General features: G+C 40.4%; 25 protein-coding genes. 9 read left to right on the top strand and 16 right to left on the bottom strand.

Features of this window, described 5'->3' with window-relative positions:
* Nucleotides 1–5 precede the first annotated feature (5 nt).
* From FKV42_RS08475 to FKV42_RS08465, 3 genes are all read right to left on the bottom strand, one after another.
* Nucleotides 6–191 carry a hypothetical protein gene (locus FKV42_RS08475; protein ID WP_154809792.1) on the bottom strand — a complete coding sequence of 62 codons (186 nt, stop codon included), beginning with the start codon at nucleotides 189–191 and terminating at the stop codon, nucleotides 6–8.
* Nucleotides 185–364, bottom strand: a complete 180-nt coding sequence (locus FKV42_RS08470; RefSeq protein WP_154809791.1) for a hypothetical protein — start codon at nucleotides 362–364, stop codon at nucleotides 185–187. Before FKV42_RS08470 ends, FKV42_RS08475 begins: the two co-directional genes overlap by 7 nt.
* Before the next feature lie 113 nt (nucleotides 365–477).
* Nucleotides 478–1,050, bottom strand: a complete 573-nt coding sequence (locus tag FKV42_RS08465) for a TetR/AcrR family transcriptional regulator (protein ID WP_154809790.1) — start codon at nucleotides 1,048–1,050, stop codon at nucleotides 478–480.
* Between the two features lie 534 nt (nucleotides 1,051–1,584).
* Between FKV42_RS08465 and FKV42_RS08460 the strand changes: the two genes are divergently transcribed.
* A complete protein-coding gene (locus FKV42_RS08460; RefSeq protein ID WP_154809789.1) occupies nucleotides 1,585–3,198 on the top strand; it encodes a PAS domain-containing sensor histidine kinase in 1,614 nt (537 codons plus the stop codon).
* A 20-nt stretch (nucleotides 3,199–3,218) separates the two neighbouring features.
* On the opposite strand, the gene FKV42_RS08455 is transcribed toward FKV42_RS08460, so the two are convergent.
* Both FKV42_RS08455 and FKV42_RS08450 read right to left on the bottom strand, forming a co-directional pair.
* On the bottom strand, nucleotides 3,219–4,895 hold the full coding sequence (locus tag FKV42_RS08455) for a sensor histidine kinase (RefSeq protein WP_196214096.1): 1,677 nt from the start codon (nucleotides 4,893–4,895) through the stop codon (nucleotides 3,219–3,221).
* A gap of 101 nt (nucleotides 4,896–4,996) precedes the next feature.
* Nucleotides 4,997–5,509, bottom strand: a complete 513-nt coding sequence (locus FKV42_RS08450) for a response regulator transcription factor (RefSeq protein WP_154809787.1) — start codon at nucleotides 5,507–5,509, stop codon at nucleotides 4,997–4,999.
* Nucleotides 5,510–5,659: 150 nt separating this feature from the next.
* Here FKV42_RS08450 and FKV42_RS08445 point away from each other — a divergent pair, with 150 nt between their 5' ends.
* On the top strand, nucleotides 5,660–5,938 hold the full coding sequence (locus tag FKV42_RS08445) for a MarR family transcriptional regulator (RefSeq protein ID WP_154809786.1): 279 nt from the start codon (nucleotides 5,660–5,662) through the stop codon (nucleotides 5,936–5,938).
* 43 nt (nucleotides 5,939–5,981) lie between these two features.
* On the opposite strand, the gene FKV42_RS08440 is transcribed toward FKV42_RS08445, so the two are convergent.
* The 9 genes from FKV42_RS08440 to FKV42_RS08400 all read right to left on the bottom strand — a co-directional run bounded on the left by FKV42_RS08440 (nucleotide 5,982) and on the right by FKV42_RS08400 (nucleotide 14,841).
* Nucleotides 5,982–6,617, bottom strand: coding sequence for a sensor domain-containing protein (locus FKV42_RS08440; protein WP_154809785.1), 636 nt, complete (start codon nucleotides 6,615–6,617; stop codon nucleotides 5,982–5,984).
* 109 nt (nucleotides 6,618–6,726) lie between these two features.
* Nucleotides 6,727–6,963, bottom strand: a complete 237-nt coding sequence (locus FKV42_RS08435; protein WP_154809784.1) for a PLDc N-terminal domain-containing protein — start codon at nucleotides 6,961–6,963, stop codon at nucleotides 6,727–6,729.
* Nucleotides 6,964–7,004: 41 nt separating this feature from the next.
* Nucleotides 7,005–8,219: an ABC transporter permease gene (locus FKV42_RS08430; RefSeq protein ID WP_154809783.1), complete on the bottom strand. Its 1,215-nt coding sequence runs from the start codon at nucleotides 8,217–8,219 to the stop codon at nucleotides 7,005–7,007.
* Nucleotides 8,220–8,243: 24 nt separating this feature from the next.
* Nucleotides 8,244–9,500, bottom strand: a complete 1,257-nt coding sequence (locus tag FKV42_RS08425) for a COG1361 S-layer family protein (RefSeq protein WP_154809782.1) — start codon at nucleotides 9,498–9,500, stop codon at nucleotides 8,244–8,246.
* Between the two features lie 12 nt (nucleotides 9,501–9,512).
* Nucleotides 9,513–10,217, bottom strand: coding sequence for an ABC transporter ATP-binding protein (locus FKV42_RS08420; RefSeq protein WP_328287520.1), 705 nt, complete (start codon nucleotides 10,215–10,217; stop codon nucleotides 9,513–9,515).
* A 167-nt stretch (nucleotides 10,218–10,384) separates the two neighbouring features.
* The gene (locus FKV42_RS08415; RefSeq protein WP_154809781.1) at nucleotides 10,385–11,599 is read right to left on the bottom strand and encodes an ABC transporter permease; all 1,215 of its coding nucleotides are present in this window, start codon (nucleotides 11,597–11,599) and stop codon (nucleotides 10,385–10,387) included.
* 2 nt (nucleotides 11,600–11,601) lie between these two features.
* A complete protein-coding gene (locus FKV42_RS08410; RefSeq protein ID WP_154809780.1) occupies nucleotides 11,602–12,816 on the bottom strand; it encodes an ABC transporter permease in 1,215 nt (404 codons plus the stop codon).
* Nucleotides 12,817–12,841: 25 nt separating this feature from the next.
* Nucleotides 12,842–14,023 (bottom strand): COG1361 S-layer family protein, encoded by a 1,182-nt coding sequence (locus tag FKV42_RS08405; RefSeq protein ID WP_230375563.1) that lies wholly within the window; start codon nucleotides 14,021–14,023, stop codon nucleotides 12,842–12,844.
* Between the two features lie 104 nt (nucleotides 14,024–14,127).
* Nucleotides 14,128–14,841: an ABC transporter ATP-binding protein gene (locus FKV42_RS08400; protein ID WP_196214095.1), complete on the bottom strand. Its 714-nt coding sequence runs from the start codon at nucleotides 14,839–14,841 to the stop codon at nucleotides 14,128–14,130.
* Nucleotides 14,842–15,134: 293 nt separating this feature from the next.
* On the opposite strand from FKV42_RS08400, the gene FKV42_RS08395 reads away from it, so the two are divergent.
* Genes FKV42_RS08395 through FKV42_RS08375 form a run of 5 tightly spaced genes read left to right on the top strand, consistent with a single transcriptional unit; the run spans nucleotide 15,135 to nucleotide 19,715 of the window.
* A complete protein-coding gene (locus FKV42_RS08395; RefSeq protein WP_154809777.1) occupies nucleotides 15,135–15,767 on the top strand; it encodes a YIP1 family protein in 633 nt (210 codons plus the stop codon).
* 28 nt (nucleotides 15,768–15,795) lie between these two features.
* Nucleotides 15,796–16,449 carry a YIP1 family protein gene (locus FKV42_RS08390; protein ID WP_154809776.1) on the top strand — a complete coding sequence of 218 codons (654 nt, stop codon included), beginning with the start codon at nucleotides 15,796–15,798 and terminating at the stop codon, nucleotides 16,447–16,449.
* A 4-nt stretch (nucleotides 16,450–16,453) separates the two neighbouring features.
* Nucleotides 16,454–17,749 carry a COG1361 S-layer family protein gene (locus FKV42_RS08385; protein WP_154809775.1) on the top strand — a complete coding sequence of 432 codons (1,296 nt, stop codon included), beginning with the start codon at nucleotides 16,454–16,456 and terminating at the stop codon, nucleotides 17,747–17,749.
* A gap of 11 nt (nucleotides 17,750–17,760) precedes the next feature.
* Nucleotides 17,761–18,531: an ABC transporter ATP-binding protein gene (locus FKV42_RS08380; RefSeq protein WP_154809774.1), complete on the top strand. Its 771-nt coding sequence runs from the start codon at nucleotides 17,761–17,763 to the stop codon at nucleotides 18,529–18,531.
* Nucleotides 18,528–19,715 (top strand): ABC transporter permease, encoded by a 1,188-nt coding sequence (locus FKV42_RS08375; protein ID WP_154809773.1) that lies wholly within the window; start codon nucleotides 18,528–18,530, stop codon nucleotides 19,713–19,715. The genes FKV42_RS08380 and FKV42_RS08375 overlap by 4 nt, the downstream gene beginning before the upstream one ends.
* Nucleotides 19,716–19,721: 6 nt before the next feature.
* On the opposite strand, the gene FKV42_RS14020 is transcribed toward FKV42_RS08375, so the two are convergent.
* Nucleotides 19,722–19,865: a hypothetical protein gene (locus FKV42_RS14020; RefSeq protein ID WP_196214113.1), complete on the bottom strand. Its 144-nt coding sequence runs from the start codon at nucleotides 19,863–19,865 to the stop codon at nucleotides 19,722–19,724.
* Between the two features lie 22 nt (nucleotides 19,866–19,887).
* Here FKV42_RS14020 and FKV42_RS08370 point away from each other — a divergent pair, with 22 nt between their 5' ends.
* Both FKV42_RS08370 and FKV42_RS08365 read left to right on the top strand, forming a co-directional pair.
* A complete protein-coding gene (locus FKV42_RS08370; protein WP_154809772.1) occupies nucleotides 19,888–21,000 on the top strand; it encodes a hypothetical protein in 1,113 nt (370 codons plus the stop codon).
* Between the two features lie 9 nt (nucleotides 21,001–21,009).
* A complete protein-coding gene (locus tag FKV42_RS08365; RefSeq protein WP_328287519.1) occupies nucleotides 21,010–22,170 on the top strand; it encodes an ABC transporter permease in 1,161 nt (386 codons plus the stop codon).
* Nucleotides 22,171–22,183: 13 nt separating this feature from the next.
* On the opposite strand, the gene FKV42_RS08360 is transcribed toward FKV42_RS08365, so the two are convergent.
* Nucleotides 22,184–22,612, bottom strand: a complete 429-nt coding sequence (locus FKV42_RS08360; RefSeq protein WP_154809771.1) for an inorganic diphosphatase — start codon at nucleotides 22,610–22,612, stop codon at nucleotides 22,184–22,186.
* Nucleotides 22,613–22,617: the final 5 nt, after the last annotated feature.

Genomic DNA, 22,617 nt, shown 5'->3' with positions numbered 1-22,617 from the left:
CCCTGTTATGATGGCAAACAAGATCGTACATACCAGATAGATACTGAATTGCCTTCTCCCCCCGGCTCTCCGCTATGGACTTTTACTGCTACATTTCCGGTAGGATCACGTTCCATTGCTTCATAAACTTCTATGAAGCCTTCAGGACTGATATCAGTGATCATATAGACTTTAGGAACTTCAGTCACCATGTTATGTTGTCCATAGAAGTTGTTGCCTGAGAATCTTCATTGGGATTGTTTCTATCGACTTCCAGTGTTTCTGGATTAGTTTCTAATGTGCTGTCATCCGTAATGCATCCTGCAATTAAGGAAAACATCAGGATGGAAACCAGCAACATAGTAGTTTGCTTCCTCATTTTCATTTCCTCTCCTTTTTATGCACGTGCAAATTTACAAGCGTTTATAGTGAAAGTGAATATGATCTAAAAGTTTAATGAGTGACCGATCAATCACTCTGTTGGTGAAAAAAATATTATTATTTGGCAACTCCTTTCCAGACAATCTGAAATCCATCTTCTATAGCTTTATTCCGATCCTGTGGTTCTGAATAAAGAATATAGTCAACTATTGTCCTGCTTGACTGATAGAAGATTGAAGTTATCATCTCTGGTGGATAGTCTCCGAGCTCACCATTTGCTAATCCTTCCGTCACAAGGTCATGGAAGAAAACATACTCTTCCATAACTACTTCACGGGTATGGCTTGTTATGTAAGGAGAAGAACAGAACTGTCCGACAAAAAGGAATTTGTCCTGGTTTTCTATTCCCCATTCGACCAGATTGCACCACATTTTCTTTAACTTTTCTTCGTAAGTTTTCTGTGTCTGGACATCTTTTCCCATTTTACGGCTTAATTCTCCTTTTACCTCGAAATATAAGCCGTTTATGAGATCCTCTTTTGTAGGAAAATAATTGAATAAAGTACCAGTAGCTACACCTGCCTCTTTTGATATCTGGGCTGTGGATGTGCCATGGAAGCCTCTTTCAGTAAAGAGCTTCAGGGCAGCTTCTAAAAGGGCTGCTTTTTTGTCTTCAACCTGTTTTTTCATGGATTATCTCTGGTATTGACTAGTTAGTCATTTTATATTAATAAAAATGGTTTGTTCTATATATACTTTTTGCGCACGTATTAATATCAACAAAAAAGGGCTCTGTAGAAATCCTATATTACTGTGTGGGCTTTTTACTGTGTTCCTGCCCCCCCAAAACCTCGGCGTCAATTCCAACGAGGATTTATTTTAAATATAGATATCCGTATTTCTATTGATTCCATATTCGAAATCGTGCTCAATTGTGTGTAGATATTTATATATAATATTGATTGATAAATATCAAAATAATTGCTTATTTGAAGGATTTTCGAAATCATATAACTTTGTAGGCATTAAAAATAGTGATGATTATTGGGTTGCAATTAATAATTCATTTACTATTTTCTATGCGGAGCATTATGGTCGGAAGTCAGATGTGCTTATAGTTAGTTCAATGGCTACAAAATTATAAAACTTCGATTGCAACATCTTTAATGATGAAACTAAAAGCATCCCTGGCAAATATACTGATTATATGGTGGTTTCCAGGCAATGATTAAGAAAAACAAAAAAGAAGCTCAAAACGGTGAGCAAGATAATCATATCTTGGTAAAAGAGCTCAACGAAAAAATTGCCGATCTTACCGAAAGATTGGAATTCACTGAATCAAAACTCAAATGCACAGAAGAGTTCTATAGTGAAAGACTCAATAACCTCAATGACGTTCTTTTTTCTGTAGACAAAGACGGTTTTTTTACCTATATAAATCCGGCCATCGAAAATATAACCGGTTATACAATAGACGAAGTTCTTGGAACACATTTTACAAAACACGTGCATCCTGAGGACATACATGGCCTACTTGAGGATATAGGAAAAACTGTATCCGGAGAACATAAACCATATATGTTCAGAATTGTGAAAAAAGATGGGAAAATCAGCTTTGTTCATACCACATCCAGACCAGTAATTAAAGATGGAGAATTCAAAGGAATAAATGGCCTGATGGTTGATATTGCAAGACTCAAGCAGGTTGAAGTAAGACTCAAAGAAGAAAGGGACAGGGCTCAGAATTATCTTGACATTGTCGGGGTAATCATAATTGCAATTAATACAGAAGGTAATATCAAACTTATAAATAAGAAAGGCTGCGAAGTATTCGGACAAGAAGAATGTAAGCTTGTAGCAAGTAACTGGTTTGACATTGCCCTGCCCGATGAACTAAAAGAAAAAACTAAAAAGAAATATCAGGAGTTTCTTCAGGGAAAGCTTCCATTCAAGACTTATTTTGAATTACCCCTGATGACAAAAGATGGAGAGCGCATATTTGCCTGGCATAATATACTCATCAAAGATGAAGAGGGAACTATAACAGGAGTATTGTCATCAGGCAATGACATTACAGAAAGGAAAAAAGCAGAACAGGCGCTTGTTTTTGCCAAACTTATTTATGAAAATGCAAATCGTACGAAAAGACAATTCCTTTCAAATATAAGCCATGAACTGAGAACGCCCCTGAATCTTATAATAGGCTATTCAGACCTATTATATGAAGACTATGTGGGCACTACTACAAAAGAACAAAAAAGTTATTTGGAAATTATCAATAAAAGTGGCAACCGATTGCTCCTTCTACTTAATTCAATGATAGAAATGTCAGCTGTTGAAGAAGGGAACATTGAGCTGAAATTAAAAGAGTTTTCAGTACCCACTATAATCAAAGATATAAAGAACTCTACACTTCCAATGGCAAAGAAAAAGCAGATCGATCTGCAATTCTGTGTCGATGAGGAAATAAAGACAATTACAGCTGATAAAAACAAGATCAAAACTGTACTCTACAACCTTATTAGTAATGCTATCAAGTTTACGGACCAATGTGGAAACATTAAAGTGGATGTTACAAAAAACGGACAGATGCTCAGTGTTTCAGTGAAAGATGACGGCATTGGAATTGAAAAAGAGAACATTGATAAATTATTTCAGCCTTTTTCGCAGATCGATTCCTCACTTAACCGTAAATTTGAAGGAGCCGGGCTTGGCCTTAGCATTGTAAAGGAATTCGTTGAAATGCATGGCGGTAACATACAGGTTGAAACGAAGATCAATAAAGGAAGTAATTTCAGCTTTACAATACCAATGAACAGCGACGAAAAGTTCACCTGAATTTCACAGCTTTTTACCTGTCATCCATCAATTTCATCCATGGATTTCTTTAATGTGAAAACAAAAGTACTGCCTTTATCCTGTTCACTTGTGACAGATATAGTTCCTCCCTGGCCTTCTATTATACCTTTCACAATGGATAGGCCAAGACCGCTCCCTCCGACCTTGCGGGTGGAAGTGCTGTCTATCTGGTAGAATTTATCGAAGACCTTTTCAAACTCTTCCCCACTCATACCAATACCATTGTCACTTACACTAATTTCAATAAAATCATCATCTTCCTGCGCAGATACCCTGACGGTACCATTCTTTTTACTGAATTTTACAGCATTGTTCAGGAGATTGATGAAAACCTGAACCAGTTTATCCCTGTCAGTATAAACCGAAGGAAGACTATCTGGAATTTCCACAAGAACATTCATGTTTTTCTCTTTGAGAACGGTTGAGAGCATCTCAAGGGATGTATGAACTGCTTCCACGACATTCACATGCTCTTTATGATATTTCATGCGATTGGACTCGATTCTTGATACATCCAGAAGATCATCCACCATTCGTGATTGCCGGTCTATATTCCTGATGATAATATCAAGCATCTGACGTCTTACAGGAATGCTGCATTCATCACTTTCCCGCAGGAATTCACTGGATGTCCTCATAGCCGTAAGAGGAGTTTTAAGCTCATGGGATACAATGGAAAGGAATTCTGTTTTCAGACGGTCCAGTTCCTTAAGTTTAGTATTTGCAGCCCTCAGGGATTCATTGGATTCTTTCAGCTCCTGAGTCTTTTCTCCTACTTCCTTTTCAAGGCTCTTACTCCAGTTAAAGAGAATAATAACAACAAACGAACTTACAAACACAATAAACAAAGCTGAAACTGCCGCCACAATGAAAAGCTTCAGGTAAACCGAAACAATTAACCGGTCAACTTCTGAAGAAGGGCTTGTCAGAGCCAGTGACCACTTTTGATTGTACCAGTTGATAGGAGAATAAGATACAAGTTTCTCTTCATAGATGGTTTCGTTTTCAAGCAGGAAATACTTTCCATTACCTTCAGAGCCATTGATCTGCTCTGCTATAATTTCCTGTAAACCGGATACGTTGGAACCGAAAATATCAACATAGAGAGCACCTCGCTCATAGTTCTGGTTACCTTCATAAAGAATCCTGCCACGTTCATCAATAAGATATGCATAACTTGAAGAGTTGGATTCAACCACATACCTGTCTTTCAGATCAGATTCTTTGATAATAGCAATAAATGCTCCCCTGAAGATATCTCCCTCGTAAACAGGAACCCAGATAAAGGAACCATAATTACCCTCCATAAGTTTCAGGGGGTCTGTGATATAAACATCTCCGGTATCATTCACATGTTCAAAAGCGTAGGATACATCATTCTCATGTAGATTTAGACCCAGAGGAACATATTCCTCCGGATAACCTGAAACTATAGTCCCATTTTCTGCAACATATTCTACCACATAGAATAAGCCAGCTATATCATAAACACTTTTTATATCCGACTTAAAATTATCCTCGGGTACACCCGAATCTGTTTTGGCGATTACTTCAAGAAGAGAGACTCTTTCATTAAGAGTCTGTTCTATAGTACCTGCAATGTGCCTTGTAAGCAATAACTGCTGATTCTGATATTGTTCTTCAACAACCGACCGAACCTCAATGTTGGTCTTCATCCAGAGAAAAAAGATAGAACTTATCAAAAGCAAAACTATTGCAGCAAAGAGTAAAAGGTTCCATTTGCTTTTGCGGTTCCACATAGATCACTTAAAAATATTCAGATATCCTGTCTTCGCAGAATCATCTTTATGCGTGCCTTCAGTTCTTTCAGATTAAATGGTTTGGTTACGTAGTCATCAGCACCAAGTTCAATGCCTTCTACCTTATCGTCGACCTCATTGCGAGCAGTTAGCATGATGATAGGAATATGACGATACATTTCATCAGATTTTAACAGCCTGCAAACCTCAAAACCATCTATTCCAGGGATCATCAGGTCAAGGAGAATTACATCCGGTAATTCGGAGTATACTTTGTCTACCACTTCATGACCATCTTTTGCTTCAACGACATTGTAACCTTCAGCTTCCAGGGCAACTTTCAGAGATACTAAAGCATCCATCTCATCATCAACAATAAGAATTTTCTGCCTTGTATCAGACATACTATCCAGCACTTTTTCAACCTGGTTCACTGTTATTGATAGCTTTTCTGAAATCATCTTTACAGTTATTCCGGGATTCTCCTCCATGAGTGAGAGAATCTTTCCGCCAATATTTTCTGCTTGCATGATAATTCTACCTGAAATAAGCTTATAAAATATAGACGAATGATGTTATTAAAACCTTTCTAAATATCAAAGAGTTTCTTTTTTTGTAAACAGCTTATCCGATAAAAGAAAATCTTATAAGCCATAACGGAATATTTAATTAAGATACTAATGGACGCGCTGGAAGAGATATTTGGAAAAACTGCCCAGATGACGGTTTTAAAGAACCTCATCGCACATAAGGATGAATCAACCTATCTTTCCGGCATTGCAGATGAAACTGGTCTATCACATTCAAGTGTTGCAAGGGTTATTACACCACTTATCAAAAGTGATATTGTTATTGAAAAACCTCTTGGCAAACAAATAAGGACATTCAGACTCAATCTGGAGAATGAAAAAACAAAGCTTATCCTTGAATTCTATAACCGTCTGAATATGATTGATTAAATATCAGGTAATCTTACAATTAAATTTAAGATTGGTTCCTGTTTTACATGCCTTTTTTTGAATTACTTAGCATTATTTTTGCAAAATTACCAGACAGACCTGCCAGTGCATTCAACACATGTAATGATAAAAAACCCATAAATATGCCTGCTATGGAAACAATAACTGCTTCAAGGAATGAACATACTTCACTTACACCCAATATATAGAGCAATGGGGTGAACAGCATTGCCAGAGTCAGGCATAATAATACCGTCATGAAGATCAGTGATAAAATACCCAGCGGGAATTTTATCAGCAAAAACAGAAGAGCTTTCCAGGTAACCGGAGTTTTCACCCTTAAAATAAGCCTTCGGAGTATACTGTTATCACTTCGGAGTATACTGTTATCATATACTGATTGCGTATACATGGAAGGAATCTCAACTCCTAAAAACCAGATAGCCATCTGTCGTTCAAATGATGCAATCTCCCACCATGCCAGGAAAATCAATATCAGAACAGGAATTCCAATCCAAAAAAGCAGTAGGCCAAAACCAAATGAGAGACCTGTGACAAGGAATATAAAATAGGCAGTACCCAGAGGGAAGGAAAATAATAGATACAGGATATTCAGATAGGTTTGCTTCTTAAAAGCAACCATTAAGAATTTGCGAATGGCTCCATCTACCTCTCCCATTATTTCTTCCTCATATATTTCTGTTAAACCAATTGTACATCATCTGAAAATTATTAGCACTTGATAATTCCTGTATACTGCCATCTTTTAGATTTGTTTGATACTGAATTTATTTTCCATATTCATGAATGCGCTTTGGTCTCCTGATAACAAAGTATACAAGAGCACCAAGCAAATGTGTGAAAACTATAATTATGATCCAGATAAGTTTATCGTTACCTTCAGACGGTTCTTTTGTGGCACAGTCAATAATCATCCACAACCAGAACAAAGTCCCGATTACCCCAAATCCGAAGACAAATATAAACAGAAAGAATGAAATTGCTATTCCAAACATATCGAACATCTTAATATCTCCTTTGATCCTCTTTTTGATTTCTGTATTCTCTATTCGTGACGTAGTGCATCTACCGGGTTCATCCTTGCTGCCTTATTGGCAGGATATATCCCTGCAAGCAAGCCAACTACCACTGAAACCAGCATTCCGATGAGAATCATGTCAAGAGGGAACACATATGGCAATCCCATTGCAGTATCCGCTGCATATGCACCTACCACACCAAGCACAATACCCAGCACACCACCAAAAAGTCCCACAACTATAGATTCTACCATGAACAGCGACAGAACCTCATGATTCTTGAAGCCAAGGGACTTCATGATACCAATCTCACCTGTTCTTTCAGTCACTGTTACAAGCATGATATTCATGATACCTATGGAACCGACTATAAGCGATATCAGAGCAACTGATGTCAGTAGTGAACCCAGTGCAGCAGACAACTGGTTAACCTGCTCCAGTATTTCTCCCTGATTCGTAAGTGCATAAGGTTTAGCATCCTCATTATCAAGGTCCCTGAAAGGAACTCCAAGATCCCTTGCAAGTCTTTTATCAAGCTCATCGGTTATATCATCAATGGATTCAAGACTTGTGGCGGCTGCAAAGTAACCCCAGTAATAATCCTGACCCATTATCTCGTTCATTGTTTCGATAGGGATGAAGATCCTGTCATCAGGTTCTATACCACTTTGCACAAATGTTGTTTCAGGGCTGCCAACAATGCCCTTTACCTTGAACTTCCGGGTTACAACTTCACCATCAGGTCTTGTGAAACTAAGCTCGATGGTGTTCTTATTAGAAATCTTGCGATCAAACTTATCGTATGCAACATCATGGCCTATGACAGCCATATACTTGTCTTTGTCATCAATGAAAGTACCACTTTCCATCTGTATATTGCCAACCTGCTCATAGTCCTCGGAAACCCCCTGCACAGTAATCTGCCGGGCAGTTGAGAGATATGTAACCTCAGCAACTTCCTGGCTCAGGGGGGAAACTCCAACAATACCAGGAGTATTTTTTATAATCTCCATTTCATGATCATGAAAAAGATTTGAGACCTTACCCTCAACAATTATGAAATTGTTACCTACAGAACCGATCTCTTCTGTGAAATACTGGTTGAAACTGGCTCCCAGTGATACGTTTGCAATAACCGCAGCTACACCTATGACAATTCCAAGAGTTGTCAGCGCAGACCTCAGTTTAGAGCTGCTGATGCTTCCTACAGCCATTTTGAATGAATGTTTCAGACTCAGCATAATCTCACCTGTTCACCTGTAAGCTTAGTTATCGTTCTGCTTTCTGCGCTTCATGAACACTACCGCAGGGACGCCCAGCATTAAGATAACTGCAATTGCTCCAACAGCGATACTTGCACCACTGCCTTCCTCTTCAGTGTTAAGTTTCACTTCACGAACAGCGACCTCAGTGTTGTGTTCGTTGATACCGTTTCTGTATTCCACAGTGATGGTTACAGGAATAACTTCATCTTTAAGGTCTGTTTTTGCGTCCACCTCTATGGTGAAAAGCTCGTCAGAATCCATTGATCCGACAAAGTATTCTTCTGGAGAGAAATCAACACCATCAGCACTCAGCTTTACACTTACAGAGCTGAGTGAATTTGGATGCATATTGGCTACATCGAACTCAAGAGTCCCTTCTCCATTTGTAAGTTCCATTGGCTTTGAAGGAATTACCTTTACCGAAGCTGAATCAACTTTTACAGGAATTCTCCAGTTGTTGTTATAGGAGTGAGAATTACCCACCATGGAAAGGTCCAGATAATAAGTGCCATCTGTGACATCGTCTGCAACTTCAACATTGTAGCTCAATGTAATAGAGTTACCGGAACCAATTACACCTGATCCCGTATAGCTGTCACTTGTAACATCAATGCCATCGTCACCCTGAAGCACTGCAGACTGGACACGTGCATTTGTATCATAGTCTGTGCCATCAATGGTTACAGAGCCAGCGGTTGCTGTATTTGTAAGAGTGAAACTGACTGTTCCGATATCTCCTGGCATAAATACTACAGGATCACAGGAGATATCGGTTAGTTCAATGGTTCCTTTGCTGTCAAAAGTGCTGGAACCGACGTTTAAGTCAAAGGAGGACTTATACCATGATCCACCCTCATAGACCTGGTAATAGACATCAACTGTGCCTGTGCCTACCTTTGCGCTCTCGTCCACATATAAGCGGTATTCGTGTACCGCTGCATCATCAGGAGATAATATTCCTATGAATTCCACAGCATTGTCCTGGGAATCCAGTGAGAATGGGTACTCAGGGTCCATCTTAATGGAAACTGCATCTGCACGCCCATACCCTATATTCTCTATCTTTACTCTAACGTCCACATATTCACCGATCTGAGCCGGGAATGGCTCATAATCGATTATATTGACCTTCATGTTAGGCGCCGAATCTGCTGAGACCGGCATAATGGAAGAAGTACTTAATAAAGCTATACAGAATAAAATGTAAAATGATCTTTTGATTATTTCATCAATATCTGAAAGAGTTATGAAATTCATGTCAAACCACCCTCAATTGTTACCGATATTTCCGTCCCTTATGTGGACAACTCTGTCAACATACTGCTCCATTTCCGGATCGTGTGTGATCATCACAATGGTACGTCCTTTCTGATGCAGATCAGAGAAAATATCCATGATCTCAACACTTGTTTTGGAATCAAGATTGCCTGTAGGTTCGTCTGCGAGAATCAATGAAGGATCGTTTATCAAAGACCTGGCAATTGCAACTCTCTGCCTTTGCCCACCTGATAATTCCGCAGGCTTGTGACTTATACGGTCATCGAGACCTACCAGATTCAGCAGATCCCGTGCCCGTCCTGATGTGTCCATTCCTTTCTTTGTGTTGGAATAAGTTGGAAGCAATACATTCTCATAAGCACTAAGTCGTGGAATAAGGTTGAAATTCTGGAAAACAAAACCAATCTCAAAACCCCTGAGCTCTGCAAGCTCGTTGTCTGTGATGACGTTTGTGTCTTTACCCATAAGCATTACTTTTCCGCTTGTGGGTCTGTCAAGACAGCCTATCATATTCATCAGTGTGCTTTTCCCGGAGCCGGACGGACCCATTATAGCCACAAATTCACCTTGTTTGATACACAGGTCTATCCCATGAAGTATAGGCACTTCCATATTTCCCAGAAAATAACTCTTCTTCAATCCCTGAATATCTATCACATTGTTAGTTTCAGGGTTTTGCGCATTACAACCAGCCATATTAATTCACCTTGTAAATCCCAACTCGACTATATATCGTCAAGTTAGACAACGTGGAGAAAATACTTAAACGTTCCTATAAATCGTCAGGTTTGCTTATTAGGAGTATATAGATATACATAGACAATATGAAAAACGATAATAGAAACCCAACAACCAGTAACAGTTCATTCATGGCGAAGAGCTTCTACAGGATTCAGATTTGCCGCCTTGTTAGCAGGATAAACACCGGCTACAAGTCCAACAAACACTGATATGAAGAAACCCAGGAATATCAGATAGAACGGGAAGACAGGAGTTACACCCATATACATCTCTACAAGATAGGAACCAACCATACCAAGAACCGTTCCCAGTATACCACCAAGCACACCCACAATAATGGATTCCATAATGAAAAGTACAATAATGTCCGGTTTGGTATAGCCTAACGATTTCAAAAGGCCTATCTCGCTGGTTCTTTCAGTCACTGTGACAAGCATGATATTCATGATTCCTATGGAACCTACAATCAGTGCCACAACAGCGATCATCGTGATAAGTATGGTAAATGCATTTGTCAGGGAATCAAGCTGTTCAATTATTTCTGCCTGGTTGAATATCCGGTAAGGCTTAGCATCATCATTATCCAGATCCCTTGTCGGAACTCCAAGTGCCCTTGCAAGTCTTTTATCAACCTCATCTGAAACGTCCTGAACTGACTCTGCAGAACCAGTCTTCGCTGAAAAACCGACATAATCTGTAACATTCAACAATTCATTCATGGTCGCTATCGGAATATAGATAGTTACATCACGGTCCGGCCCACCTGTGACAAATGTGTTATCCTCACTTGCAAGAATACCTTTTACACGGAATTTGCGGGTCACACTTGTACCATCATCGCGCTTGATGGTAATGTCTATGTAATTCTTCACGGAGATATTCTTGTCAAACTTCTCCGTTGCAACCTCCTTACCGATAACAGCCACATACTTGTCCTTGTCTGTGAGGAAACTTCCCTTTTCAACTCCCAGATTTGAAATATACCGGGCATCTTCCGAAACACCCTGGACATCTATCTGCCTGGTGGCTGAAAGATACGTTACCGCCGCAGTCTGTTGATTGAATGCTGAAGCTCCTTCTATTCCCGGAGTATTCCTAATAAGTTCAAGTTCGGTATCATAGAATATGTTGACATCCTGACTGTATATAATTATGAAATTTGAACCGAGAGAGCCGAGTTCATCGGTGAAATACTGGTTGAAACTCGCACCTACAGACACATTTGCAACAACGGCAGCAACACCTATGATGATACCCAGAGCTGTTAAGGTCGAGCGCAACTTTGCACTGCGTATGCTTCCCAGTGCCAGAACAAAAGCATATCTCAGGTCTATCATGTTCACTCCTTCCTCAAAGCTTCAACAGGGTTCATACGTGCAGCTTTTCTTGCGGGATAGACTCCTGCAACAAGTCCCACGAGCACAGATACGAAAAATCCCAGGAAAATAAGACTTGCAGGATAAACATCCGGAACATCAAGGAGATTATTGACAATTGAAGCAGCACCGATTCCCATAGCCGTCCCGATTATCCCGCCTATCAGACCAACGATCATAGACTCGATAATGAAAAGCAACAGTATATCACGCTCGCCATACCCAATGGATTTGAGAAGACCGATCTCAGGGGTTCTCTCGGCAACAGTCACTAGCATGATATTCATGATTCCGATAGAACCCACTAAAAGGGAAATGAGAGCTACCGATGTCAGCAACGATGTCAAAGCTGCAGAAAGCTGATTTGTCTCTTCGAGTATCTCAATCTGGTCAAACATAACATAGGGCTTTGCATCATCATTTTCAAGATCCCTGCTTGGAACTCCAAGGCTGCGTGCAAGTCTTTTATCTATCTCATCCGAGGTTTCACGAACAACTTCAAGGCTCTCTGCCTTTATGAAAAAGCCGCCATAATCATCTTTTCCGAGGATCTCATTCATTGTGTCAATCGGGATGAATACACGTACCTCAGGTTCAACTCCGGTTTGGGCAAAAGTAGTTTCAGGGTCAGTGATCACACCTTTCACGATGAAAGTCCTGGTGACAACGCCACCATCCTCTCGTCTGAATGTGATGTCAATGGGATTTTTAATTGATATTTTCTTATCGAATTTCTCATAGGCAACATCAGCACCTATTACAGCAACGTAGCGATCTTTGTCTGTAAGAAAAGTACCTGAATCCAACTCAAAATTTGCAACCTCATCATAGTCCTCTGTTACTCCCTGGATGTCTATCTGACGTGAAGTTGACATATAGGTGACCTTCGCCATCTGTTGGTTTATCGGAGAAACACCTTCCACTCCAGGAGTGTTTCTGATAACTTCAAGCTCCTTGTCAAAGAAAACGTCTATATTCTGGCTGTAGACTACTATGAAATTCGACCCGACGGCTCCTATCTCATCATTGAAATACTGGTTAAAACTTGCACCAAGAGATACATTAGCTATAACTGCCGCTACACCAATGATGATTCCAAGGGTTGTAAGGGCAGACCTGAGCTTTGAACTGCCAATACTTCCCAATGCGATATTTATAGCCTGAGCCGGACTTAACATAAAATGTTCATCCTGGACTGCTTACCTATTCTTTTACCTCTTTCCCCTTTTTCTTCCTGTAAAGATAATAAGCACCGGCTCCGACAACCACCAGTAAGATAACTACAAGATATATTCCGGAACTGCCACCGGTTTCCACAACATTGTGCTGGAGCTGGCGAGTGGTAATCTCTTCTGTATGTTCGTTAAGACCGTTCCTGTAATCTGCAGTAATCACAAGATCCTGAGGGAAAGTAATGTCTTCAGAAACTGCTTTTGCCTCTATCTCGATGGTGAACAACTCATCAGAATCCATTGAACCAATGAAATATTCAGAAGGAGAGAACTCAATACCTTCTGCTTTAAGTTTTACACTGACAGATGAAAGCTCGTTGGGGTGAATGTTAGCAACATCGAATTCCAGCGTACCCTCACCATTTTCAAGAGCTAGTGGTTTTGAAGGAATTACTCTCACCGAGGAGCAATCCACCTTTACAGGTATTCTCCAGTTGCTGTTATAGGAATGAGAGCTTCCAACTATTGAGAAGTCAAGATAATAAGTCCCATCCGCAGTGTCATTTGCAACCTCTACATTGTATGTCAGGTCTACGGATTCTCCCGGACCTATCACACCATTTCCATAGTAAGTACCGGTTGTAACTTTTATGCCATCGGCTCCTTCAAGAGAAGCAGACTGTATTCTGGCATTTGTATCGTACTGCTCGCCATCAATTGTTATGGTGTAATCAGTAGCACTGTTCTTGAGTGTGAATGAGATTGTACCCTCATCACCTGGCATGAATACCTCAGGCTCTTTCACCGGCTCACCCACAAGCTGTATTGTTCCTTTGCTGTCAAAGGAATCTGAACCAACCCTTAACTCAAATTCTTTCTTAAACCAGGTGCCACCGGATTCTTCCTGATACCATACTTCAAATGTACCTGTGCCCTGCTTTGCAGCAGAATCCGTGTAAAGCCGGTATTCATGAACTGCCGCATTATCAGGACTAAGTATTCCGACGTTTACAAGAGCATTGGCACTACTGTCAACTGAGAAGGGGTAATCCGGAACTATTTTTATGGAAAGGTCCTCAGCTTTTGCATAACCCAGATTCTCCACTTTGACCCAGACACTCACATATTCACCAATTTCTGCCGGTGCAGGTTCATACCTGAGTATACTTACTTCAAGATTGGCACCTTCTGCGGCAGATGCAACATGTGACATCGATAAAAACAATATCAAAATCAGCGATATTCGCAACACAAGTGATGCAGCAAATGTTTGTCCTTTTTTGTTATTCCCCAACGCCAACATAGTAGTTTCCTCATTTAATTATTGTCAATAATTCCATCCTTAAGATAGATTACACGATCTGCATATTCTGCGAGATCAGAATCGTGAGTGATCATAACTATTGTTCTTCCTTTTTTATGCAGGTCTGAAAATATGGCCATTATCTCATCACCGGTAACCGAATCCAGATTACCCGTAGGTTCATCGGCAAGTATGAGAGAAGGATCATTAATCAAAGCCCTTGCAATTGCAATCCTCTGTTGCTGCCCACCCGACATTTCCGAGGGTTTGTAATTCATACGTTCTTTCAGGCCAACCATCTCCACAAGTTGCTTTGCTTTTTCCCTGGCATCCACTCCGGGTTTTTTGTTAGCATATGTAGGAAGCTCCACATTCTGGAGTGTCGTGAGCCTTGGAACAAGGTTGAAATTCTGAAAAACAAATCCAATCTCCATCCCCCTTAACTTTGCAAGTTCAGGATCAGAAAGTGTATCAACATCTTTTCCCATCAAAAGAACCTGTCCGCAGTTTGGCCTGTCAAGACAGCCAATCATGTTCATCAATGTGCTTTTTCCGGAACCTGACGGACCCATGATAGCGACGAATTCTCCCGGCATAACCCTGAGATTAATACTTTTGAGAATAGGAACATCCATGTCCCCTACATGATAGCTCTTACAAAGGTTTACAAGCTCAATTACAGGTGTATTGTCCCTGTAACTCTCATCTGAAGCAGCTTTTGCATCCATATTTGCCCCCATAAAAGCGCATTTGAAAAGTCATATTCTTCCTTCATGAAAGAGTGTATCCAGTACCTTAAATAACTCGGGGTTTAACTTATAAAAAGCTTCTTTGTAGGCAAATATAGAGACACGAGGAATTGTAATTCAATCAGGTTACTATATATAAAAACAACATTGATGAATTTTTCATCAAAGTAAAAAAGTATAAATAGGCTTAATTCTATGAGAGATATGACTAAATATCGTCAGATTTGAATATAAACAATTGGACAGGAGATATAAGACTGGATGTGGAAAGAATGTTGCAAGTATTAACCAACCCTAACGGGTTTTTCAAAAAAAAGATAACTGAAAGAATTGAGTGGAAAAATCCACTTATAATTATGGCATTTATGGCCGTAGTAGGAACCATCACGATCTATACAACAATGATGAGTACCCTTCAATCTTTTATGAGTATGGATTTTCTTGAAGGTGCGGGACAAATAATATTAGCAATCTTCCTGATTATTGGTTCTATAATAGGAGTCGTTTTTTTATGGATACTTTACACAGGTATATTTTACGTCATTTCTGTGATATTCAATGGTGAAGGAGATTTCAAAAGACTGATGGAATTCGTATCTTATGGTTTTATACCAAATATTGCAGGTTCATTAATATCCGCATATTATACAAGCAGAGTATTTTCAAATATAGACTTTGCATCTGTTACAGACCCGCAGGCGATACAGGACATGATCTATGCAGACCCTTCTATGAAAATTGCAGCTGCATTGGGGATCATCTTCACACTATGGAGTGCAAACATATGGATATTCGGACTTCAGTATGCACGCAACCTAAGTCTTAAAAATGCCGTAATAACTGTTGGCATTCCAATCGGATTGTCCTTGATTTATACTATACTGACAGTATTCGTCCTCAGATAAAGTAAAAACAAGTTAGAGGGGTGGAATAATGCTGGAAGCACTGACAAATCCCAATTCTTTTTTTGGGAAGAAGATCCATAAAGATATAGAGTGGAAAACACCGGTTGCCATCATTGCATTTCTGATTCTAGTAAAGATCATAAGTTCGTTAATTCTCACAATTGGAGCGATTGGATTATTTGATGATGTAGCTATTGTGGATGGGGTGGAGAATATCGGATCCTATATGATGGTAATGTGGTTTTTTATTAAGATTTTTACAACAATAATTGGCACATTATTATGGTGGCTCTTTTACAGTGCATTGTTCTACATCGTATCTTCAATGTTCAATGCTGTAGGAGATTTCTCAAGAGTGATGGAATTCGTATCCTACGGATTCCTGCCAGGTATCTTCAAATCAGTTATAGAAATATTCTACGGAAACAACCTCCTCTCAACACTTGAAAACAGCATGGATAATCCCGCACTTACAACTGAAGTAATGATGTCCGACCCCGTAATGAAAATCATTCCAATATTAATGATAATCTTTACACTCTGGAGTGGATACATATGGGTGTACGGACTGAGCTATTCAAGGAACATAAATATAAAAAATGCAGCAATCGCAATTGCAATTCCTGTGCTATTATCCATAATATACACAGTGTTTCAATACAAAGATTTAATAATGTGGTAAAACCATGATCAAATTAATTGCCTTGGCCATGATAATTCTGGCCACTTTCTCTTTTACAGGTTCAGCAACCACCGAGGTAAGACCTACACTTACACTGGATTACACTATTGAACCTGAAGTGTTCATGCCCGGTGACATGGGAACAGTAACTGTTACCCTATCCAACATGGCAACCGGCGAGATATATGTTGAAGAGGACGATGAGACACTGGACATGAATGCGTACATTGCCAGTGCAAGTCTTGATGGGAACAGTGACTTGCAAATACTTGACAAGAGCTATACGGATATCGGACTTCTTGGTCCCGGAGACACTCTGAAACTCACATTCAACGTAAAGGTAAAGGAAAATGCCACAACAGGAGTGCACTTCGTTGATTTGATAATCGTTGGCGGCAGCAACATGTACGACCTCAACTACCGCATCCCTGTAAAAGTGGATGTCAGGAATGTAAAGGTAATAATGTCAAATTTTCCGTCAACACTAATGAACGAGGTTTCAACTATCAGCGTGGATGTAGTAAACAGAAGACCAAACGATGTAACCAGTGTTATTGTGACCCCACACGCAAAGGGTATGACTTTCAGCCCTTCCGATTATTTCATCGGAGGAATCCCTGAAGGAAACAAATCCACAGCAACCTTCACGTTCAATACGATGTCCAGCGAAGAAGGTTACACTGATGTTTCATTTACTGCATCATACTTCAACGGAGACAACCTGCACAACTCGGAAACCGCATCCAAGGAAGTCAGGATAATCAAACAATCTCCGCTTGTTTTCACCGGAATCGAAATAGAAAATTCCGGCAACAAATACACGCTTTCAGGCGACCTGAATAATTTCGGTATAACCGATGCGAAGAATGTGATGGTGTCTATTGATGAGACTGAAGGTATCGAACCCCTGCAACCTTATGCAAATTATTTCATCGGAACACTGGAAGCTGATGATTTCAGCAGCTTCGAGCTAAGCGCACGTGTAACATCACAGAACATGACCACGATTCCAATTCTCATTGAATTCAGAGACCCGGACAACGCATACACTGCGATCACCCAGGAGATCTCCCTCGACACATCATCAGGAGTTTCATACTCAGGCAGCGATGACGAAGGCAGTTCACTCGGCCTCTGGCTGGGTGCCGGCATTATCATTATTGCAATCGTAGCTGTCATCGGTTATTCCTGGAAAAAGAGAAAGGATGATGAGAGCGAGGATGAGCAGGAAAATGAAGATATGGACGAGTACCAGGATGACATTGATGAGGATGAAGACGAGGATAAACTTGTAGACTAAACGGTGCTCACATGCAGCAAGAGAAATCTTCACCTGACACTGCCAGGAAGAAAAGAATTGCATTATCTGCAAACTCTGGAAAGAAGGCACAGAAAGCCAATCATTCAACACATCCCATAGTTCAATTGCAAAATGTGAAACGCATTTACACCCTTGGAGAAAACAAGATTTATGCACTGAATGGTGTTAGCTTCGCTATCAAAAAAGGTGATTTCGTAACTATTATGGGTTCATCCGGCTCCGGAAAGAGTACACTTCTTAACATGATAGGCTGCCTTGACCTGCCCTCATCAGGTAAGGTAAAGGTCAACAATGTAGACCTCTCGAAACTTGATGATGACGGCCTCACTGCGATACGCAGGAACAATATAGGATTTATTTTCCAGCAATTCAACCTTATACCCACACTTACGGCACTGGAGAATGTAGAGATTCCAATGATATTCAACGGCGAATCTCCTGCCAGAAGAAGGAAAAAAGCTCTTGCTATGCTTAAAAATGCTGACCTCCCGCTTGAATACGCAAACCATAAGCCCAATGAAATGTCAGGCGGACAGCAGCAGAGAGTTGCAATTGCACGAGCACTTGCAAACAATCCACCAATACTACTTGCAGATGAGCCTACGGGTAACCTTGATACTAAAACCGGTCACAATATAATGGAACTGCTTAAGGAACTGAATGCTGCAGGAACTACTGTCATTGTTGTTACACACGACCCGAAACTGGAAGAGTATGCTCATACAACCATCAGGATACAGGACGGAGAGATCATAGAATGAAACTCACAAAGAAACTCTCCGCAATACTGAGTAACAATATGTATGCTGAGCTTGCAAAAAGGAACCTGAAACGTCAATCAGTGCGTACTGTGCTCGCAGCTATTGGAATAATCATAGGGGTTATTGCAATATCCTCTATGGGAATACTGGGTAACAGCCTGAAGCTCTCTGTAACTGAATCTTTTGCGGACATTGGAGACAAACTCATAGTTTCACCTGCACTTGGCGAGGATTATATCACCGACAAGCAGGTTGACCAGATCAGAAAAGTCAGCAATATTGAGAGCATAATACCTGTTTCTACCAGTGGAGAAGTGATCGAGTATAGAGAAGGCGGGACTACATATCAGTCCTACGTTTCGGTTTATGATATCGAAAAGGAAGACCTGGAAAAGCTTGTGGAACTGGAGGATGGGCGCTTTTTCAAACCCGGATCAACAGATTGTGTTGTTGGATATAGTGTTGCTGATAATATGGAACTCACCCTCGGACAGAAAATAGAGATCGATGATACTAAACTCAGGGTAGTTGGAATCTTAAAGGAAAGAGGAATGGGATTTGATATCAGCACTGACAGCGGTGTTTTTACATCCTCGGAAATGTACAATAAACTCTACCCGGATGAAGATGAAGGCTACGATGAGGTGATAGTCATCGTCAAAGACCTTGATGAGATAGATGCTGTTTCCGATGAGATAGAAGAACGCATCAACAAGAAGGACGAACTTGTCACAGTCTTTGCCACTAACATGATTACTGACAGCCTTGATGATGTTTTCAGGTCAATATCGCTTTTCCTTATGGGAATCGGTTCCATCTCACTACTTGTTGCAGGTGTGAGCATACTGAATGTGATGCTTATGTCCACCATGGAACGTACAAAAGAGATTGGCATCATGAAAGCTGTAGGAGCTTCAAGAAAAGATATTCTCAAAATGTTCCTGCTTGAGGCACTGTTCCTCGGAGTTCTTGCCAGTACCGCAGGTGCGATACTCACGATTGGTGGCAGCTATCTGGTCATGGAACTGCTGGTGAAGAACACATCATACCTGTTCACCATTTCAAGTATGCTTTATGTGGCCGAAGGATTTTTCTTCGGAATTGCCACAAGCCTTGTCGGAGGCATGTATCCTGCGTGGAAGGCTTCAAGAATGAAACCACTGGATGCACTGAGATATGAGTGAAAACTCTTAGTTACATGCTTTTCCCAGTTTTTCAATTACTTTTTTACTTCTAAGTTCCCTTAGAGCATCGGCGGCAATCCATTTAGCACTTTTAGAACCACAATCCAGCAATCCCTCACAGATTGCTATAAATAGTATCAAAAAGAACATAATTACATACAGGAGCCCTGATATGAGATCTGCTTTTTTGTCAGTTACAACCATAGTTATGTTACTTTTTTTAGTAATTCCCGGTTCAGCACTTGACTGTTCATCAAATGAATATGATGTAACTGTCGCAAACATCTACTCTGATCTGGAAACCTGTGACATCACACTTCAAAGCTCGGAAACTGTTAGTGGACTGGAAATTGATATGGTTCTGGAACATTCCGGTAATGTGCTGGATAGCAGGAGTTTTACGATAGACAATATCACACCGGACTCTGATGTTACAAAAGCATTCAGATGGGATACCGATGATAAGAGTGATGGAAAATACACAGTTACAAGCACCATATCAAAAGATGGCTGCACAATCTATGAGGATACATACAGTTTTGTGAACGGAAGGCAAACCATCCCAAGAATCACAGTTGATGACCTTGTACCAAACTCACAGGGGTTCAGCGTAATGATTACTCCAATGGAAGCAGTGCTTGTGGATGTTGAGTACATGCTTATGGATGGCTCCGATATGATATATTCCGGCTCCGAGAAGAAAGTATCTGTAAGTACAGTCCCTCTGGAAGTAACTGAAGACTGGAATGTTTTACTTGAAAATAACAAGGAATACAGCGCAAGAGTGAAAGTTAAACTATATTCACCATCAGTCAGCTATATTGCACTGACAGAGGATTTCACTTCACATGACGATGTATTCATCAGCGACACTTACGAAGATGACATCGGAGCAAGTGCTACCATTGATGGTACCTCACAGGTTCCGTTTAAAGGTTCAGTCAGGTTTACCGTTTCTCAGGTTGACGGGAATGATAAAACCGAACTCACATCTGTTGTTGAAAAATCACCTGTGATTCTTAATGGTGATGATGAAACTGTGGAAACCATATGGAATGAACGCCTGACAACCGGGGAGTATGAGCTTCTCATTGAAGTCATTGGTAATGACGGTGACATTCTGGATGTAGAGGAAAAGATAATCGAATCTGATTATGAACCATCTGAAAACACAACAAGTATAAGTGATACCCAGGAAGCTGAGGAGTCTCCAGGATTTACACTTGTTCTTGCTATAATGTTCACCGCTATTGCAGCAATCGTATCCAGACAGAAGCAACACTGAAAGGTGTAAATGATGCGTTATGAATTGTTCATTGCACTTCGTCATATAAGAGCAAGAAAAAGGCAGACAATTCTCTCTGTTGCTGCAATCGGAATTGCGGTTATGATCCTGATGGTATCACAGGCATTCATGGCGGGGTTTACACAGGAACTTTACAGTAAGACAGTGTACAACCTGCCTCATGTTATTGTTTCTCCTCAGGACGGCGATGATTATATCCATCTCTACAAGAACATAGTTGATAAGATCAACAATATTGACGGCGTTATTGCTTCTTCACCATATCTTGTGGGAGAAGCCTCGTTCAAATTCAAGGACAATACCAAAAATGCTGCACTCAAAGGGGTAATGCCTTCCAGAGAAAATGCCGTGGCGCACACAAAGGATGACATCATTAAAGGGAACTATGATGAGCTGACCTATTCTGATAAGAGCATTATTGTTGGAGATAAATTTGCAGAGGATATGGAACTTGATATCGGGGACAATGTAGAGGTTTCATTTCCAAATGCAAATCCTGTTTCCCTGAAGGTTGTTGCGATCTATGATACCGGAACGGCACTTGACGAAAGCCTCACTTATATATCACTCCATAAAGCACAGGACTTCTATGATACGACGGATGTAATTAACGGAATTTCCCTGAGACTGGCAGATTTTAACCGGGATAGAGAGATTGCGCAGATGATCGAAGACTACGGTTACAATGCTGCCGGATGGACTGACAATAACCCTGAGATTCTCAGGACCATCGCCATTGAAACGGTTTCCAACAATGTAACACTTGGGTTCATTCTTCTTATTGCATCCTTTGGGGTTGTCAGTACTTTGAACATGGTCGTCATGAGTAAAGTAAAAGAGATTGGCATTTTACTGGCAATGGGTGCCAGCAAGTCAAGTATAAGATTTATTTTTCTGATAGAAAGTGGATTGCTTGGACTTGCAGGAGCTGTTCTTGGGACTGCCGCCGGTGTGACTCTGGCACTTTCTATAGGAACCTATCCGCTTCCGGAAGGTGTATATGGACTGGATTCAATTCCTGTTGTTGTCAGGGCGGGAGATGTATTGACAATAATAACTATCGTGTTCTTGCTTAACCTGTTTGCAGGACTTTACCCTGCACAGAAAGCGGCAAGTCTTGATCCGGTTGAAGCGATATCAACTCATTGAATTTACCACTGGTTTAGATCCCAACTGAAACATCGTTATTTTGCTTGTACCACACTATACCTTCAAATCTACAATTTGCAAGCTTTCTTTTGAGAATCAGGTAATATACAATCTTGAATGTTGCGTAAAGATGGAAATAAAAATAGAAGATCGGTTTTGAGTAAAACCCACCTTCGCAAACAATTTCTTTGTTGTCTTCCAGAGAGTCGTCTACAAACTTTACAACACCATGGAACCTGTTAACGTCCAGAACTGTGCCCTGTGGCATACGGGGACCTATAACGACAACATCTTTTTCCATGCCGTCTTCAGCAAGGCTCCCTTCGATAAAACCATAATTGAATATTGTTGGTATCGGAGACAGAAACTCTTTTACAAACCGAGAACCTTTTTTGTTGTATTTGATAAAACTATATTTTGATGTCTCGATAACAACATTCATGTAAG

This window comes from Methanolobus vulcani (assembly GCF_006546655.1).
GTDB lineage: Archaea > Halobacteriota > Methanosarcinia > Methanosarcinales > Methanosarcinaceae > Methanolobus > Methanolobus vulcani_A.
This window is presented reverse-complemented; position numbering and strand designations above follow the sequence as displayed.

Excerpts from the sequence above, each read along its gene's own strand:
- FKV42_RS08475 (WP_154809792.1), bottom strand. The coding sequence starts at position 191 with ATGGTGACTGAAGTTCCTAAAGTCTATATGATCACTGATATCAGTCCT.
- FKV42_RS08470 (WP_154809791.1), bottom strand. The coding sequence starts at position 364 with ATGAAAATGAGGAAGCAAACTACTATGTTGCTGGTTTCCATCCTGATG.
- FKV42_RS08465 (WP_154809790.1), bottom strand. The coding sequence starts at position 1,050 with ATGAAAAAACAGGTTGAAGACAAAAAAGCAGCCCTTTTAGAAGCTGCC.
- FKV42_RS08460 (WP_154809789.1), top strand. The coding sequence starts at position 1,585 with ATGATTAAGAAAAACAAAAAAGAAGCTCAAAACGGTGAGCAAGATAAT.
- FKV42_RS08455 (WP_196214096.1), bottom strand. The coding sequence starts at position 4,895 with ATGAAGACCAACATTGAGGTTCGGTCGGTTGTTGAAGAACAATATCAG.
- FKV42_RS08450 (WP_154809787.1), bottom strand. The coding sequence starts at position 5,509 with ATGCAAGCAGAAAATATTGGCGGAAAGATTCTCTCACTCATGGAGGAG.
- FKV42_RS08445 (WP_154809786.1), top strand. The coding sequence starts at position 5,660 with ATGGACGCGCTGGAAGAGATATTTGGAAAAACTGCCCAGATGACGGTT.
- FKV42_RS08440 (WP_154809785.1), bottom strand. The coding sequence starts at position 6,617 with ATGGGAGAGGTAGATGGAGCCATTCGCAAATTCTTAATGGTTGCTTTT.
- FKV42_RS08435 (WP_154809784.1), bottom strand. The coding sequence starts at position 6,963 with ATGTTCGATATGTTTGGAATAGCAATTTCATTCTTTCTGTTTATATTT.
- FKV42_RS08430 (WP_154809783.1), bottom strand. The coding sequence starts at position 8,219 with ATGCTGAGTCTGAAACATTCATTCAAAATGGCTGTAGGAAGCATCAGC.
- FKV42_RS08425 (WP_154809782.1), bottom strand. The coding sequence starts at position 9,500 with ATGAATTTCATAACTCTTTCAGATATTGATGAAATAATCAAAAGATCA.
- FKV42_RS08420 (WP_328287520.1), bottom strand. The coding sequence starts at position 10,217 with ATGGCTGGTTGTAATGCGCAAAACCCTGAAACTAACAATGTGATAGAT.
- FKV42_RS08415 (WP_154809781.1), bottom strand. The coding sequence starts at position 11,599 with ATGATAGACCTGAGATATGCTTTTGTTCTGGCACTGGGAAGCATACGC.
- FKV42_RS08410 (WP_154809780.1), bottom strand. The coding sequence starts at position 12,816 with ATGTTAAGTCCGGCTCAGGCTATAAATATCGCATTGGGAAGTATTGGC.
- FKV42_RS08405 (WP_230375563.1), bottom strand. The coding sequence starts at position 14,023 with ATGTCACATGTTGCATCTGCCGCAGAAGGTGCCAATCTTGAAGTAAGT.
- FKV42_RS08400 (WP_196214095.1), bottom strand. The coding sequence starts at position 14,841 with ATGGATGCAAAAGCTGCTTCAGATGAGAGTTACAGGGACAATACACCT.
- FKV42_RS08395 (WP_154809777.1), top strand. The coding sequence starts at position 15,135 with ATGTTGCAAGTATTAACCAACCCTAACGGGTTTTTCAAAAAAAAGATA.
- FKV42_RS08390 (WP_154809776.1), top strand. The coding sequence starts at position 15,796 with ATGCTGGAAGCACTGACAAATCCCAATTCTTTTTTTGGGAAGAAGATC.
- FKV42_RS08385 (WP_154809775.1), top strand. The coding sequence starts at position 16,454 with ATGATCAAATTAATTGCCTTGGCCATGATAATTCTGGCCACTTTCTCT.
- FKV42_RS08380 (WP_154809774.1), top strand. The coding sequence starts at position 17,761 with ATGCAGCAAGAGAAATCTTCACCTGACACTGCCAGGAAGAAAAGAATT.
- FKV42_RS08375 (WP_154809773.1), top strand. The coding sequence starts at position 18,528 with ATGAAACTCACAAAGAAACTCTCCGCAATACTGAGTAACAATATGTAT.
- FKV42_RS14020 (WP_196214113.1), bottom strand. The coding sequence starts at position 19,865 with ATGTTCTTTTTGATACTATTTATAGCAATCTGTGAGGGATTGCTGGAT.
- FKV42_RS08370 (WP_154809772.1), top strand. The coding sequence starts at position 19,888 with ATGAGATCTGCTTTTTTGTCAGTTACAACCATAGTTATGTTACTTTTT.
- FKV42_RS08365 (WP_328287519.1), top strand. The coding sequence starts at position 21,010 with ATGATGCGTTATGAATTGTTCATTGCACTTCGTCATATAAGAGCAAGA.
- FKV42_RS08360 (WP_154809771.1), bottom strand. The coding sequence starts at position 22,612 with ATGAATGTTGTTATCGAGACATCAAAATATAGTTTTATCAAATACAAC.